Here is a 14,497-nt window from a genome sequence, read left to right as displayed (position 1 = left end):
ATGGAACGATCAGACCAGGATACTTGGACTGATCGTTCCACCATATAGGAAGATTTTATCATGCTCAATCAATCGACCAATCGGACGCAACCACTGAGCATCGCCGTTGCCGGCGCGACGGGCCGCGTAGGCAGGCGATTGATCAGTCAGTTAGCGCAAGACCCGGTCACCCTGCTGGCGCTCACACGGCACACATCATCCACGACCTTTCCACAAGGGGTGGTCTCTGCCGAATTGGAGTTTGATCAGCCGTCAACGCTCAGAAAAGCACTTGTCGGAGTCGAGAAACTGTTCATTGCTCACGGCACTTCACCCCAACAAGTCGCCAACGAGATAGCCCTCATTGACGCTGCCGTAGAAATGGGCGTGCAGCACATCGTAAAGCTTTCGGTTATGGGGCCATCGACCCCTCTCAATCCATTTGCTTGGCATTCATTGATAGAAGCACACCTGGGTCAACAACCTATCGCGTCTACCGTATTGAGACCTACAACGTTCATGGACGTGCTCAAGCGTGCTGGCAACGCTGTTGCCACGGGCACTTGGGCAGGCGCCGCAGGCAATGGGCGTGTGAACCTGATAGACACTCGAGATGTAGCGGACTCGGCGCGCATAGCATTACTGGAGGAAGTAGCAGAAGGCTCACAACGTGCGTATCACCTGACAGGGCCGCGAAACTGGACAATGCCGCAAGTTGCCGAGGAATTGTCCAGCCTGTTAGGCCACACAGTCACCTATACCCATCGGTCTCCAGTCGCACAGCATTCAGCGTTAGTTGCCGATGGACTCTCCCCGTTTGTAGCCGAGATTCTCGTGGGGCTTGATCGCATCTTCCATGATTCCGTACTGACAGAACGAACCTTTACTGTTGAAGACCTCATGGGTACCCCACCGCGTTCGCTGTCCGTCTGGCTCCGTGAAAATCTTGAGGCCTTCAAGAAATAGGCATTACCGACCATTAGAACTCGAGCATTGCTCCATCTCGCAAGCCCCCTATTATTTAATAGGGCAACCGTAGTTGAAGTGCTGATGTAGCAGAGGCACACCTTTTAAATCTTAAGCTATAGGTTGCTGTTCATGAGAGCATTCAAACATCCGGAAGCCAAGGAGTTCATTCTTGAGCGTGTTCTCTATGCGTTAAGCGACCCTGTGCGCATGGAAATTATTCGCCACCTTGCCGGCGTGAGTGAAGCGACCTGTGGAGAGTTGGATGGAGGCCGACCTAAATCAAGCGCTTCTCACCACTTCAGAGTTCTACGTGATGCGGGGTTGATGCGCACGCGCAGCGTCGGTGCAACCCACATGAACGCTCTTCGTAAGGATGAGCTTGAAATACGCTTTCCAGGGTTGCTTGACTCCATACTCAGTCATTTCACTTCGCCAGGCTGCACGTGAGCTGCAAAGGTGACGGAACAGATTTTCAACGACGTTTCGCCTTCGTCAGCTCAGCGATCAGAAAATCCCTGAACGCAGAAACCGCCGCAGGTAGATTGCGCCCAGCCATGCTTTGCAGCTCGATGCGCCTTGCCTGCATGCCTTCATCAAGGATCGGCAAGCATTGCAACTGCTTGTCCGCCACCTGTTGGTGCAAGGTCATTTCGCTGGCCAGGCTGATGCCTCCCTCTTCACGGACGAAACTGTAGAGCGCGGCAACGTAATTGGTGGTCAATACCGGATCGAACAACAACCCCTGTACGCCGCAACAGATGTCGAACAGTTGCCGTATCGTAGTGTCAGCCTTGGGTAACGCAATGGGCCAGGGTTGCAACTCAGCGAGATTGACAGATTCACGCCCGGCCAAGGGATGGGCATTGGAGACCACGGCAAAAATCGCCCCGCTCAGGATATGTTCGACCTTGATTTCCTTTTGCGGCGTCAGGCTGAACGTCATCGCCAGATCGGCTTCACCGGAGCGAACCTTCTCGGTCGCTTCAGCGGGCGCACAGACCTCCAGCGTGAAATGAATACCCTGGTACTCACGCCTGAACGCGCTGATGCTCCTGGGCATGTATTCCAGGGCAAATCCTTCCGAGCAGGCAACATGCACATGGCCGCGTTGCAAGCCATGCAACTCGGTAATTTCCAGCACCACCTGCTCGGCCTCAAGTTGCGACTTACGCGCATAAGCCGCCAGTCGTGCCCCTGCCTCGCTGAGCACCATGCCGCGGGCACGACGCTCAAACAGGCTGGCATCCAGGGCCAGCTCAAGCTTGGAAATTTGTCGACTCACCGCTGATGCCGCCACATTCAGCCGCATTGAGGCCTCACTGATCGATCCGCATCGCGCGACTTCAAGAAAATAGCGCAGTGCCGTGGACTGCACGCCATACAGCTGCATCGGAGCCCCCATGGATTGCCTTTTCGGCAAAGGAAGTATCGAAATATTGTGCTTGTGGCATTGATAGCCCTTCCCTACATTCGTGTCCAGACCAAAAAAAACAGTGCCCGACCTTTTCCTCCTCCTTTACGCATTTGCGATTCGCTGCCCTTTGATTCAACCACTCTCGCCAACGGAGACGACGGCATGGGCATCAAAGGTTTCGCCTGCAGTATTGCGCTGATGGGCCTTATCAGCAGCTTTCCGGCGCATGCCGGCAAAGCCAACGACACCCTGGTTTACGCTTCCGACAGCGAGCCTGAAAACATCAGCCCCTATCACAACGATTTACGCGAAGGCGTGATTCTCGGCCGGCTGATCTGGGACAACCTGATCTACCGCGACCCCAAAAGCGGCGAATACAAACCCATGCTGGCCACCAGCTGGAAGCAGGTCGACGACACCACCATCGACTTTGAGCTGCGCAAAGGCGTCAAATTTCACAACGGCGACGCCTTCACCGCCGACGACGTGGTGTTCACCCTCAACTACGTGGTGTCGCCCGAAGCGAAAGTCGTTACCGTGCAAAACGTAGACTGGATCAAGAGCGCCGAAAAAACCGGTGACTACAGCGTCCGCCTGTATTTGAAGAAGCCTTTCCCGCCGGCACTGGAATACCTGTCCAACGCCGTTCCGATGTTCCCCAAGCAGTACTTCGAGAAGGTCGGCCTGGCCGAATTCAGCCGCAAGCCAATTGGCACCGGGCCGTATAAAGCCGTGTCCGTGGTGGCGGGCGAAGGCGTGAGCATGGAGATCAACAAGGACTACTTCCCGGACAGCCCACAAGGCAAGCCCCATATCAGCCACCTCAAGTTCCGCGTGATCCCGGATGCAGAAACCCGCCTGGCCGAGTTGATGACCGAGGGTGTCGACTGGACCTGGCGTGTGACCTCGGATCAGGCGGTCGACCTCAAGGGTATGCCGAACCTGACCGTGACCAGTGGCGAAACCATGCGCATCGGTTTCCTGATTCTTGATGCACGCGGCACCTCCACTGAAAACTCACCGATGAAGAACCTCAAGGTGCGCCAGGCCATCAACCATGCGATCAACCGCAATGCGCTGGCCACGCAATTGGTGGGTGGCGAAGCCAAGCCTTTGCAGGTTGCCTGTTATCCAGGCCAGTTCGGTTGCGATACCACTGCGGCTACGGTCTACAACTATGACCCCGCCAAGGCCAAGGCGCTGCTCGCCGAAGCCGGTTACCCAAATGGCTTCGAGACAGAAATCTTCGCTTATCGCGACCGTGATTACGTCGAAGCCATCATCGGCAACCTGCGCGCAGTGGGCATCAACGCCAAGCTGCGCTACTTGAAGTACGCCGCCCTGCGCGATCAGCAACGTGGCGGCAAGGTGCCCATGTCGTTTCAGGCATGGGGCTCGTTCTCGATCCTCGACACCTCGGCGTCGGCCGGTACCTGGTTCAAGGGCAATCCGGACGACAACATCAAGGACCCACAAGTCCAGGGCTGGTTGCAGACGGCCGACAATGCCCTCGACCCGCAAGTGCGCAAGGACAACTACCGCAAGGCCTTGCAGCGCATCAGCGAACAGGCCTACTGGGCGCCGCTGTTCAACTACTCGATGAACTACGCCTACACCTCCGAACTTGCGTTCACGCCGTACCCGGATGAGCTGCCGCGTTTCGTCGAGTCCACGTGGAAGTAATACGTAACCGGGCGCACGGACTCTCGTGCGCCACGGATACATCCTCACACTTGTCATCCATTGGATATGAGGAAACTTGCCATGCTTGGATTCCTTCTGCGCCGCCTGGGCATCGCTGTTTGCGTTGCCATTACCGTGTCGGTGATCAGCTTTTCTCTTTTGCATCTGTCCGGAGATCTCGCCACTGCCATTGGCGGGCCGGAAGCCACCAGCGAACAGATCGAGCAGATTCGCGTGCAGTACGGGTTGAACAAACCGCTGCCGACCCAGTACTTCAACTGGCTGGGCGATTTGCTACGGCTGGACCTGGGCAACTCGTTTTTCTTTCAGGAATCGGTCTACAACCTCGTCGCCAGCCGCTTGCCGATTACCCTGGGGCTGGGTGCCATGGCGCTGGGGATCGCCTTGCTGGTGGCCATTCCACTGGGCGTGTTGGCTGCGGTCAAACGCGACACCTGGATTGACCGGCTGGCCTTGAGCATCGCGGTGCTGGGTCAGGCGATGCCTAGTTTCTGGTTTGCGCTGATGCTGATCGTGGTGTTCGCGGTGACGCTCAAGTGGCTGCCGGTGTCCGGCAACTCGACCCTGCTGCACTTCGTCATGCCGGCCATTGCCCTGGGCTACTACGCGACGCCGGCAATCATGCGCCTGACCCGCGCCGGCATGCTTGATGTGCTCAGTTCCGATTACATCCGCACCGCCCGCGCCAAGGGCCTGCGCCCTGCCCGCGTGTTGTTCAAGCATGCACTGCGCAACGCCCTGATTCCGGTCGTCGCGCTGGCGGCGGTGGAGTTCGGCTTCATGCTCGGCGGCTCGGTGGTGATCGAAACCGTGTTCTCCCTGCAGGGCATCGGGCAACTTGCCTGGGACGCTATCGCCCGTGACGACTTTCCGGTGGTACAGGCTGTGGTCCTGCTGATTGCAGTGATCTACATCATCCTCACGTTGCTGGCCGATGTGCTCAACGCACTGCTCGACCCGCGCATTCGTGTGCGCTAGGAGGACTACATGAGCATCCCCACTACCCTCGCGATCAATGACTACCTGCCACCACCGAGCAGCCTGAGCCGAGTTCTTGGCAAGAGCTTGCGTCATCGTGGTTTCGCCATCGGCGCGGTGTTGTTGCTGATCATCTTCGCGGGTGCACTGTTCGCGCCGTGGCTGGCACCTTACGACCCTTATGCGCAAGACGTGATGCTGCGCATGAAACCACCGGTATGGATGGCCAACGGCACCTGGGAATACGTGCTCGGCACCGACAAGCTGGGCCGTGACTACCTGTCGAGGCTGCTCTACGGCGCACGTATTTCGCTGTTCATCGGCATTGCAGCGGCGCTGATTTCCGGCTTTATCGGCACGGTCATGGGGCTGTTGGCAGGTTACTACGGCGGCAAGGTCGATGGGTTTATCAGCTACCTGATAACTACCCGGCTGGCAATGCCGGTGGTGATGGTCGCGCTGGCTTCGGCCTCGCTGATGGGCGGCTCATTGAAGGTGGTGATCGTGCTGCTCGGCTGCCTGTTATGGGATCGCTTCGCGGTGGTGGTCAGGGCCTCGGTGCAACAGATTCGCGATGCTGAATATGTCGCGTCGGCCCAGGCGCTCGGCTGCTCGACACTGCGCATCCTGGTGAGTGAAATCCTGCCCAATCTGGTCGGCGCACTGATCGTCGTCGCGACGCTGGAGATGGCCCACGCGATCCTGCTGGAGTCGGCCCTCTCATTCCTCGGGGTGGGCGTACAACCGCCAACGCCGTCCTGGGGTTTGATGATCGCGGAAGGCAAGCCCTACATGTTCTTTTCCCCGTGGGTCATCGCCATTCCCGGCGTCGCCCTGATGATTCTGGTGTTGGGCATCAACCTCGTCGGCGATGGCCTGCGCGACCTGATCCTGCCCGACGGCCGTAACTGATAGACCGCCGTAACTGATAGAGGGCACCGAACATGGCACTACTCCATGTGGAAAACCTGCGCGTGGACATCCCCATGGGCAACAGCCCGACGCCGGATGACATGCTGCATGCCGTACGCGGTCTGAATTTTGAAGTCGAGCGCGGTGAAATGCTGTGCATCGTCGGGGAGTCCGGCTGCGGCAAATCCCTGACTTCGTTGGCGTTGATGGACCTGTTGCCACGCAAGGCCAAACGCACCGCGTCCCGGCTGACGCTGGACGGCATCGACATGCTCGGTCAGAGCGAGCGGCGCATGTGCGACCTGCGCGGCAACCGCCTGGCGATGATCTTCCAGGAGCCGATGACCTCGCTGAACCCGGCCTACAGCATTGGCGATCAACTCAGCGAAGTACTGACTCAGCATCGCAAGGTCTCACGCAAGGAGGCCCTGGCGCGCGCCGCGCAGATGCTGGAGAAGGTCGGGATCAGCAATGCCACCGAGCGCTTGCGTCAGTATCCGCATCAGCTTTCCGGCGGGCTGCGCCAGCGGGTGATCATCGCCATGGCGTTGATGTGCGAACCGGACCTGATCATCGCTGATGAGCCCACCACGGCGCTGGACGTGACCATTCAAGCGCAGATCCTGCGCTTGATCCGCGACATTCAGAAAGAACTCGGCCTGGCGGTGATTTTCATCACCCACGACCTTGGACTGGTGGCACGGATCGCCGACCGGGTCGCCGTGATGTATGCCGGGGAAATCGTCGAAACCGCCCCTGCCCTGCAACTGTTCGAGAACCCGCAGCATCCGTACACCCGGGGTCTGCTGGCGAGTATTCCAATCCCTGGCCGGACCAAACCGGGTGAGGCGCTGGGTTCGATTCCAGGCCTGGTGCCGAGTCTGGTCGGCGAACAGCAAGGGTGTGCATTCCGCAATCGTTGCGGCCAGGCGATGCCGGCCTGCGCGCAAAACATCCCCGAAGTCGAACAGGACGGGCACATGGCGCGCTGCCTGCTCGCCGCCCCGGCCCCGGCACCGATTCGCCTTCAGGAGCGTGCAAGGTCATGAAAAAAGACATCGCTTTGGAGCTGTGTGACATCCGCCGCGAGTTTCGGATCAACACGGGCTTTTTCAAACCCGCCGCCACCCTGAAGGCCGTGGATGGTGTTTCCCTGCGCCTGATGCGTGGCGAGACCCTCGGTCTGGTGGGCGAGTCCGGTTGCGGCAAAAGTACCCTGGCCAAGATGCTGCTCGGTCTATTGCCGCCCACCAGCGGCGATGTGCTGGTCAATGGCAAACACCTCGCGGCGACTGATCGCAAGGAAATGTCCCGGCGTATTCAGCCGATTTTCCAGGACCCGTATTCCTCGCTGAATCCACGCAAGACCCTGCGCGAAATCGTTACCCTGCCGCTGATCGTGCATGGCATCGGCAGCACCGCCGAGCGCCGCAGGAAGACCGAGGCGATGCTTGATGTGGTCGGCCTGCCCAAGCGGGTGATCGACAGCTACCCGAGCCAGCTGTCCGGCGGGCAACGCCAGCGGGTCGCGATTGCTCGAGCGCTGATCATGCGCCCTGACGTGTTGATCTGTGACGAGCCCACCTCAGCGCTGGATGTGTCGGTGCAGGCGCAGATCCTCAATCTGCTGCAGGACCTCAAGCGCGAATTCGGCCTGACCTATCTGCTGATCAGCCATAACCTGGCGGTCATCGAACACCTCGCCGACCGGGTCGCCGTGATGTACCTGGGGCGCATCGTCGAAGAACGCACGCGCGAATCGTTGTTCGCTCAACCCGGCCACCCTTATACCCGCGCCTTGCTGGATTCGGTGCTCACGCCCGATCCGCGCCTGGGCATTCCCGACATCGGTCTGCATGGCACCTTCCCCAACCCTATGTCACCGCCGTCCGGTTGCGCCTTCCATCCGCGCTGCCCGAGCTGCTTCGCCCCCTGCAAAACGGCCTACCCGGCCAACGGTCCGCTTATCGGCGGCAACGTGCGTTGCCACCTTCACGACACTTCTGCCCAAACACTGGAGCTTGTCCACTCATGAGTCGTTCACTGGCTATCAGCAACACCACAGCGCAATTCGACAACGGCGAATTCTTCAATCTGCTCCAACGCAGCGTCGCCTTGCACACCGAAAGCCAGGCAGCGGACAGCCAGCCCGAGCTGTATCGCTACCTCAATGAGTTCATCACCCCGCATGTCGAGGCGATGGGTTTCAGCGTCAAGATCCATGACAACCCGGTGGCAGAACGCGGCCCCTTCATGATCGCCACGCGCATTGAACACCCGGACCTGCCGACCGTGCTCAGCTACGGCCACGGTGATGTGGTGCGCGGCTATGAGGCGCAATGGCGCGAAGGACTGTCGCCGTGGCAAGTCATTGCCGAAGGCGATCGCTGGTACGGCCGCGGCACGGCGGATAACAAAGGCCAGCACCTGATCAACCTGACCGCCCTGGAACAAACGCTAAAGGCGCGCGAAGGCAAGCTGGGTTTCAACGTCAAGCTGCTGCTGGAAATGGGCGAAGAAGAAGGCTCGCCGGGCTTGAATGCATTCTGTGCCGCGCACAGCAAAGAGCTTGCAGCGGATATTTTCATCGCCTCGGACGGCCCGCGCCTGGCGGCATCACGCCCGACGATTTTTCTCGGCTCACGCGGGGTGTTCAACTTCGAGCTGGTGGTCAATTTGCGTGAAGGCGCTCATCACTCCGGTAACTGGGGCGGGTTGCTGGCCAATCCCGGCATCATCCTGGCCAATGCCATCGCGAGCATGGTCGATGAACATGGTCGGGTGAAAGTTGCAGGCCTGATGCCTCAGACACTACCGGAGCCGGTTCGACAGGCACTGGCCGATATTGCCGTTGGTGGCGGACCGGGCGATCCGGACATCGACGCCAACTGGGGTAACCCGACGCTTTCGCTGAGCGAAAAGGTGTTCGGCTGGAACACCCTCGACGTCATCGCCTTCAAGACCGGCAACCCAGACGCCCCGGTGCATGCGATTCCCGGCAAGGCTAACGCCCACTGCCATATCCGCTTCGTGGTCGACAGCGACTACACGACCTTTATCCCGGCGGTACGTACCCACCTGGATGCGCATGGCTTCAGCAATGTTGAGGTCAAGCAAAGCCGCATTGATGTGATGCATGCCACTCGGCTGGATCCGCAGAGCCCTTGGGTCGATTGGGCGCTCAGCTCCCTGGCACAGACCACCGGCAAAAAACCTGCGCTGCTGCCAAACCTCGGTGGCTCGCTGCCCAACGACGTGTTCGCGGACGTGCTCGGTTTGCCAACATTGTGGGTGCCGCACTCGTACCCGGCGTGCTCGCAACATGCGCCGAACGAGCACTTGCTGGCACCGGTGGTCAAGGAAAGCCTGCAAATCATGGCCGGGCTGTTCTGGGACCTGGGCAACGACGCGGCACGCCTGACGCGGGAACATCAGTTACGGGAGCAGGCGCAATGAGCGCCACGCCACAACAGGCCCTGGACTGGCTTGCTGACCAGCGCGAAGCCATGGAGGCGCTGCTGCAGCGTATCGTCGACACCGACTCCAACAGCTATGACAAGGCGGGCGTCGACGCTGTGGGCGCGCTGCTCGCGGCTGAACTGCAAGCCGACGGCATCCTGCTCAAGCACATGCCGGTCGAGGGTTTTGGTGACGTGCTGCTCGCCGAAGTGCCAGGCGATTCTGGAAAACCGGTGCTGTTGCTGGGCCATCGCGACACGGTGTTCCCCAAAGGCACCACCACGACTCGCGGCTACAGCCGCGACGCCAACCTCGCCTATGGCCCTGGTGTCGCCGACATGAAAGGCGGCCTGGTGCTCAATTGCTTCGCCCTCATGGCCCTCAAGCGCGCCGGCCGGTTGCCCTATCCGGTGCAGGTCCTGTACACCGGCGACGAAGAAATCGGCTCCGGCAGCGCCAGGCCCCATATCGAAAACGCCGCCCGTGCCGCCCGCGCCGTGCTCAATACCGAACCCGGCCGGGCCAGCGGCAACGTGGTCAGCGCACGCAAAGGCGGCGCTACGCTGATCATCGAAGTCAGCGGCCGCGCGGCGCATGCCGGGGTCAACCATGCCGACGGGGCCAGCGCCATCGAGGCCCTGGCCCGCAAGATCGTCAAGCTGCATGCCTTGACCGATTACCCGGCAGGCATCACCACTAACGTTGGGCTGATATCCGGCGGTACGTCGAGCAATACCGTCGCGCCCAGCGCCTGCGCGCGGCTGGACGTGCGCTTCATCGAACTCAAGCACTGGGATCGGATCTTCAGCGCAATCCAGGCCATCGTCGCCGAAGAAGAAGTGATCGGCACCCGCGCCGTCCTCAAGGAAGCGACGACCTTTCTACCGATGGAAGCACGCCACAGCGAACGACTGCTGCACCTCTACCAACAAAAAGCACTGGCGCTGGGCTTCAGCGTCGAAGGCGAATTCACCGGTGGTTGCGCCGACTCCGGCTTCACCGCCAGCTTGGGCGTTCCAACCCTGTGCGGGCTCGGTCCAGTGGGCGGCAAGGTCCACACTGAGCGTGAATACCTGGAACTGGACACCCTGGTGCCTCGCGCCCTGGCCCTGGTGGCGACCATTCTGGCGGTCGGCGACAGCGTTTGAGGTCATGGGTTTCTACGCGTCGCCGAGGTCAGGGGACCCGACAGGCTCACAGGCAGCTCCTGCCGCTGTCGGGTATCGCTTCAAGGTGGCGCGAATGGCTTACTCTGGCAAAGTTTTTGACCTGTTCTACTGCTGCAATGACCGAACATTCGGCCGTCCCGTCTGGCGCTATGGAGTAGATGCATCGTTTGCCCATGGAAAGGCCATGCAATAAATGTTCATCAAGTTCACCGAGCACTACAAAAGAACAGTCACTCTTGACCACTTGCACATCAACGCGCTTGCCAGGCACGGTGTCCACCGTATCGACATGGAGCAGCGCAACATTGTCAAAACAGCTGAACCCTTGATGAATCAAGTCAATATGAACGCTATCAAGTCCGCACACGATGACCACGATGCGCGTGCAACTTGACGGCTCGCGCATCCACTTCATTGCGTTGGGACGACAATCGGCAGTTTGGCTCATAAGCGATGCCTTTATTGTTTCAACAGGCAAATTGACCAGGACATCAGTTAAATGACGCCGCGTGCCTGCAACACGCTTTTCGCCAGGCTTCGGGTCGCCGCTAACACCGCCTCCACTTGCTGATCCATGTGCGCAGTGGAGGACGCTATTGTTCCAAGTTCGACCACGCGCAACGGATGACCAAAGACGGATCCCAGCCAGGTCATGCCGGCATCCGTGCCAGTTTCGACATCCAGTAAAAAGCTGCCGTGGGAGACGCCGCGCAGCAGTTGGCTGGCATGGCACGCGTAGCCCCCGGCAGACGGCTCCGGGCTGGACCCTGCCCGCAACCAGTCGAGCCTCAACGCCTCGGATTGTTTGACGGCTAGATAGGCCACCTGGTCCCACTCATCTATCGCTACGTGCAGCTTGTCGATCATGTACGGGGGCAACGCGGCGCTGGTAACGATCACCACTCCGGCATCCGCCGAAGGCTCCTTGATCCAGACTGCGGATTGCGTTATCGCATGCATGGCGGTACTCCCGGCGGTTGGATAGGAGCAACGTGCTCCGGGTGGCGATTCGACGATGGGGTCGTGACATTCAATATTGATGCCGACTCACCCATCGCTTCGTGAGCTCCCTGGTTATTGGCGTTAATCAGCCGTTGCGAAACAGGAAGCTGTAGGCATTCAGCGCAGGCGCCCCACCCAAGTGCGCATACAGCACTTTCGAGCCTTCGGGGAACTCACCACGGCGGACCATTTCAATCATCCCGTGCATGGATTTTCCCTCGTACACCGGATCGGTCAGCACACCTTCCAGGCTCCCGCACAAACGAATGGCTTCCAGCGTGCCTTCGTTGGGCAAGCCGTATTCCGGGTAGGCAAAACGTGTATCGAGCACGACGTCGTCTTCGGTGATCTCACGGCCCAGTTCCACCAACTCTGCGGTGTGCCGGGCGATACGCAGGATCTGTGCCTTGGTTTGCTCCGGCTTGGCCGAGGCATCAATGCCGATAACGTTCTTCGAACGGCCGTCCGCGGCGAAACCGACGACCATGCCGGCCTGGGTACTGCCGGTCACAGAGCAGACCACGATGTAGTCGAACGTGAACCCCAGTTGTTTTTCCTGCTCTCGCACTTCCTCGGCAAAGCCGACGAACCCAAGGCCGCCGTAGGGGTGTTCGGAACAACCCGCCGGTATCGGAAACGGCTTGCCGCCCCGCTCCACCACATCGTCCATGGCCTTCTCCCAGCTGGGCCGAATGCCGATATCGAACCCGGCGGCGTCCAGTCGTACCTCGGCGCCCATGATGCGAGACATTTCGATATTGCCAACGCGGTCATACACCGCATCGGAGTAGTTCACCCAGTTTTCCTGCACCAGCACGCACTTCATGCCCAGGTGAGCGGCAACGGCGGCCACCTGGCGGGTCTGGTTCGACTGGATACCGCCGATGGAAACCAAGGTATCGCAGCCCTGCTCGATGGCTTCGGGAATCAAATATTCCAGCTTGCGCGTTTTGTTCCCGCCGAAGGCCAGGCCACTGTTGCAGTCCTCACGTTTGGCATACAACTCGACCTTGCCACCCAGGTGTTCACTGAGGCGCTTCAAGGGCGTGATGGGAGAAGGACCGAAGGTCAACGGATAACGTTTAAAACGATTCAAGTTCATGACGCTGCTCCTTGATTACTGGACATCAAAGCGCCAGACCGAAAGGCAAAGGTTGCCTTCCAGGTTCTTTCAGACGGGCTTCGATGAGTTCAATATTAAGAAGATTTCCAAAAAGATGTGTTGCAAACTTCTAGCACTTAAAGAACTATAATTTCTCGCTATAAATATCGAACATACTTTAATTGCGAATAAACAGTTATGAACGCAATAAATACTCGCAGGAAGCCAAGCGTATCAACCCCGATGCCGCAGCCGCTGGATCGAACCGACCGCGCCATTCTCAAGGCCCTGCAGCGAGATGCCTCCATCTCCAATGTGGCGCTGGCAGAGAAGGTGAAATTGAGTGCACCGGCGTGTCTCAGGCGCGTCGAGCGGCTCAAGCAAGTTGGCCTGATCAAAGGCATCGTTGCACTGCTGGACACTGTGGCGCTGGATGCGGGGATGGTGGTGTTGATCGGCGTGGTGCTGGACCGCTCCACACCGGAATCCTTCGCCGCATTCGAGGCAGCCGCACAAAAAGTGTCCGGCTGCATGGAGTGCCATGTGGTGACGGGGGAGTTCGACTACTTCATGTTGATACGAACCAAGGACAGCAACAGTTTCAACCGGCTCCACGCGGAGCAGTTGCTTTACCTGCCTGGGGTTCGCCAGATTCGATCGTTCATGGGGTTGCGTCAGGTCTTGTCGACCACCCACATTCCCCTTTGAAGCGTCGCTAGTCGAGCATTCCGCCCTGCTCCCGTACGTGCTTGATGTCTCTCGAGGGCGGGGCTCCGAAACGCCGGGCATATTCCCGGCTGAATTGAGCGACGCTTTCATAGCCGACTCGCAACGCGGCGGTGTTCACGTCTACCCGATCGGTCAACATGAGGCTGCGTGCGGCTTGCAGCCGTAACGCTTTTTGATACTGAACGGGGCTGGTGCCTGTCAGCTTGCGAAAACTGTGATGCAGCGTAGAGTTGGCCATTCCTGATCGTTCGGCGAGATCGGCCACGTGCAGCGGTTTGTCGTAATGATGTTTCAGCCATTCAATGGCTCTCACGATGCCCTTGTCTCGGTAACCGTCGCGGGTGACGCTGCGCAACCACTGCCCTGCACCACTTAACAACAGCCGCACGCATATTTCCCGCTTGATCAGATCCGACATCAAGCCTGCCTCAAGTGGCCGTTCGATCAGCGTAGCGAGTCGAGCGAATGCATCGAGCATCTCACTCGACGCCGCACCGGATACGAAGCCCCGCGCTTGAGTAGCCATTTCCTGCATGGGGGCGTCCAAGGTCTGGATCACCTCGTTGAGCATGGAAAGGTTGAGCTTCAACACGACGGATAAATAGGGGGTTTCCTCGCTGGCGGCGGTAACGCGGGCCAATGTGGGGATGTCGACCGACGTGACGAAGAACGCCCCCTGCCCGAACTCACAGGCCTCCTCGCCGAACGTGATCTCCTTCGCCCCCTGCAGAATGATGGCCACGCAAGGCTCATAAATGCAGTAAGTGGGCGTACCCAGGTCAGCCATTCGATAAAAGGCCAGACCTAGAATGGATGTTTTGCAGACCTCGTTCAAACCAATCTGCCGAGTGACTTTTTCGATCAGCCGTCTAAGTGCCTGCAGACGCTCGTTGGGCTGTATGGGATCGCGCAACGCCAGAGAATGCAGATGGCCGGAACCGAACTGCGAGAAGGAACCGCTCGTCATTACATGCGCCCCTGTTTACGGAATGTTCGAGTCTGCTGAGAGTGCGTGACCAACACAAGCGCATCGGCAGGATTGTGCAAAAAATATGGCGTATTAGGGTCACCCGGCCAACC

The 14,497-nt window shown here is 59.2% G+C and carries 15 protein-coding genes; 10 read left to right on the top strand and 5 right to left on the bottom strand.

The annotated features are described in order from the left end of the window. Positions 1-60 precede the first annotated feature (60 nt). Together M2397_RS22485 and M2397_RS22480 are read left to right on the top strand one after the other, a co-directional pair. Positions 61-945 (top strand): NmrA family NAD(P)-binding protein, encoded by an 885-nt coding sequence (locus M2397_RS22485; RefSeq protein ID WP_259244443.1) that lies wholly within the window; start codon positions 61-63, stop codon positions 943-945. 132 nt (positions 946-1,077) lie between these two features. After that, positions 1,078-1,395: a transcriptional regulator gene (locus M2397_RS22480; RefSeq protein WP_145337128.1), complete on the top strand. Its 318-nt coding sequence runs from the start codon at positions 1,078-1,080 to the stop codon at positions 1,393-1,395. Positions 1,396-1,420: 25 nt separating this feature from the next. Here the strand turns inward: M2397_RS22480 and M2397_RS22475 are convergent, their stop codons facing one another. After that, on the bottom strand, positions 1,421-2,338 hold the full coding sequence (locus tag M2397_RS22475) for a LysR substrate-binding domain-containing protein (protein ID WP_145337127.1): 918 nt from the start codon (positions 2,336-2,338) through the stop codon (positions 1,421-1,423). 186 nt (positions 2,339-2,524) lie between these two features. Here M2397_RS22475 and M2397_RS22470 point away from each other — a divergent pair, with 186 nt between their 5' ends. From M2397_RS22470 to M2397_RS22440, 7 genes are all read left to right on the top strand, one after another. Next, entirely contained in the window at positions 2,525-4,045 is a 1,521-nt protein-coding gene (locus M2397_RS22470) for an ABC transporter substrate-binding protein (protein WP_145337126.1), read from the top strand. 81 nt (positions 4,046-4,126) lie between these two features. Next, positions 4,127-5,044, top strand: coding sequence for an ABC transporter permease (locus M2397_RS22465; protein ID WP_131698875.1), 918 nt, complete (start codon positions 4,127-4,129; stop codon positions 5,042-5,044). Positions 5,045-5,053: 9 nt separating this feature from the next. Beyond that, positions 5,054-5,956 carry an ABC transporter permease gene (locus tag M2397_RS22460; protein ID WP_131698876.1) on the top strand — a complete coding sequence of 301 codons (903 nt, stop codon included), beginning with the start codon at positions 5,054-5,056 and terminating at the stop codon, positions 5,954-5,956. Positions 5,957-5,988: 32 nt separating this feature from the next. Continuing rightward, complete coding sequence (locus tag M2397_RS22455) at positions 5,989-7,005, top strand: ABC transporter ATP-binding protein (RefSeq protein WP_145337125.1); 1,017 nt, start codon at positions 5,989-5,991, stop codon at positions 7,003-7,005. After that, positions 7,002-7,991, top strand: a complete 990-nt coding sequence (locus M2397_RS22450) for an ABC transporter ATP-binding protein (RefSeq protein WP_131698878.1) — start codon at positions 7,002-7,004, stop codon at positions 7,989-7,991. Before M2397_RS22455 ends, M2397_RS22450 begins: the two co-directional genes overlap by 4 nt. Next, on the top strand, positions 7,988-9,412 hold the full coding sequence (locus tag M2397_RS22445; protein ID WP_259244442.1) for a M20 family metallopeptidase: 1,425 nt from the start codon (positions 7,988-7,990) through the stop codon (positions 9,410-9,412). Before M2397_RS22450 ends, M2397_RS22445 begins: the two co-directional genes overlap by 4 nt. Next, a complete protein-coding gene (locus M2397_RS22440; protein WP_131698880.1) occupies positions 9,409-10,563 on the top strand; it encodes a M20 family metallopeptidase in 1,155 nt (384 codons plus the stop codon). The genes M2397_RS22445 and M2397_RS22440 overlap by 4 nt, the downstream gene beginning before the upstream one ends. A 46-nt stretch (positions 10,564-10,609) precedes the next feature. On the opposite strand, the gene M2397_RS22435 is transcribed toward M2397_RS22440, so the two are convergent. The 3 genes from M2397_RS22435 to M2397_RS22425 all read right to left on the bottom strand — a co-directional run bounded on the left by M2397_RS22435 (position 10,610) and on the right by M2397_RS22425 (position 12,688). Then, on the bottom strand, positions 10,610-11,032 hold the full coding sequence (locus M2397_RS22435; protein ID WP_131698881.1) for a hypothetical protein: 423 nt from the start codon (positions 11,030-11,032) through the stop codon (positions 10,610-10,612). Positions 11,033-11,079: 47 nt separating this feature from the next. Then, positions 11,080-11,544, bottom strand: a complete 465-nt coding sequence (locus M2397_RS22430) for a transketolase (protein ID WP_131698882.1) — start codon at positions 11,542-11,544, stop codon at positions 11,080-11,082. A 127-nt stretch (positions 11,545-11,671) separates the two neighbouring features. After that, positions 11,672-12,688: a 1-aminocyclopropane-1-carboxylate deaminase gene (locus M2397_RS22425; protein WP_145337121.1), complete on the bottom strand. Its 1,017-nt coding sequence runs from the start codon at positions 12,686-12,688 to the stop codon at positions 11,672-11,674. A 198-nt stretch (positions 12,689-12,886) separates the two neighbouring features. Between M2397_RS22425 and M2397_RS22420 the strand changes: the two genes are divergently transcribed. Next, entirely contained in the window at positions 12,887-13,396 is a 510-nt protein-coding gene (locus M2397_RS22420) for an Lrp/AsnC family transcriptional regulator (protein WP_131698884.1), read from the top strand. A 7-nt stretch (positions 13,397-13,403) separates the two neighbouring features. Here the strand turns inward: M2397_RS22420 and M2397_RS22415 are convergent, their stop codons facing one another. Continuing rightward, positions 13,404-14,384: an AraC family transcriptional regulator gene (locus M2397_RS22415; RefSeq protein WP_259244441.1), complete on the bottom strand. Its 981-nt coding sequence runs from the start codon at positions 14,382-14,384 to the stop codon at positions 13,404-13,406. Positions 14,385-14,497: the final 113 nt, after the last annotated feature.

Source organism: Pseudomonas sp. BIGb0381 (assembly GCF_024809815.1).
In the GTDB taxonomy this organism is placed as follows: Bacteria; Pseudomonadota; Gammaproteobacteria; order Pseudomonadales; family Pseudomonadaceae; genus Aquipseudomonas.
This window is presented reverse-complemented; position numbering and strand designations above follow the sequence as displayed.

What these genes read in the sequence shown, in the direction of transcription:
- M2397_RS22485 (WP_259244443.1), top strand. Translation starts at nt 61, where the DNA reads ATGCTCAATCAATCGACCAATCGGACGCAACCACTGAGCATCGCCGTT.
- M2397_RS22480 (WP_145337128.1), top strand. Translation starts at nt 1,078, where the DNA reads ATGAGAGCATTCAAACATCCGGAAGCCAAGGAGTTCATTCTTGAGCGT.
- M2397_RS22475 (WP_145337127.1), bottom strand. Translation starts at nt 2,338, where the DNA reads ATGCAGCTGTATGGCGTGCAGTCCACGGCACTGCGCTATTTTCTTGAA.
- M2397_RS22470 (WP_145337126.1), top strand. Translation starts at nt 2,525, where the DNA reads ATGGGCATCAAAGGTTTCGCCTGCAGTATTGCGCTGATGGGCCTTATC.
- M2397_RS22465 (WP_131698875.1), top strand. Translation starts at nt 4,127, where the DNA reads ATGCTTGGATTCCTTCTGCGCCGCCTGGGCATCGCTGTTTGCGTTGCC.
- M2397_RS22460 (WP_131698876.1), top strand. Translation starts at nt 5,054, where the DNA reads ATGAGCATCCCCACTACCCTCGCGATCAATGACTACCTGCCACCACCG.
- M2397_RS22455 (WP_145337125.1), top strand. Translation starts at nt 5,989, where the DNA reads ATGGCACTACTCCATGTGGAAAACCTGCGCGTGGACATCCCCATGGGC.
- M2397_RS22450 (WP_131698878.1), top strand. Translation starts at nt 7,002, where the DNA reads ATGAAAAAAGACATCGCTTTGGAGCTGTGTGACATCCGCCGCGAGTTT.
- M2397_RS22445 (WP_259244442.1), top strand. Translation starts at nt 7,988, where the DNA reads ATGAGTCGTTCACTGGCTATCAGCAACACCACAGCGCAATTCGACAAC.
- M2397_RS22440 (WP_131698880.1), top strand. Translation starts at nt 9,409, where the DNA reads ATGAGCGCCACGCCACAACAGGCCCTGGACTGGCTTGCTGACCAGCGC.
- M2397_RS22435 (WP_131698881.1), bottom strand. Translation starts at nt 11,032, where the DNA reads ATGAGCCAAACTGCCGATTGTCGTCCCAACGCAATGAAGTGGATGCGC.
- M2397_RS22430 (WP_131698882.1), bottom strand. Translation starts at nt 11,544, where the DNA reads ATGCATGCGATAACGCAATCCGCAGTCTGGATCAAGGAGCCTTCGGCG.
- M2397_RS22425 (WP_145337121.1), bottom strand. Translation starts at nt 12,688, where the DNA reads ATGAACTTGAATCGTTTTAAACGTTATCCGTTGACCTTCGGTCCTTCT.
- M2397_RS22420 (WP_131698884.1), top strand. Translation starts at nt 12,887, where the DNA reads ATGAACGCAATAAATACTCGCAGGAAGCCAAGCGTATCAACCCCGATG.
- M2397_RS22415 (WP_259244441.1), bottom strand. Translation starts at nt 14,384, where the DNA reads ATGACGAGCGGTTCCTTCTCGCAGTTCGGTTCCGGCCATCTGCATTCT.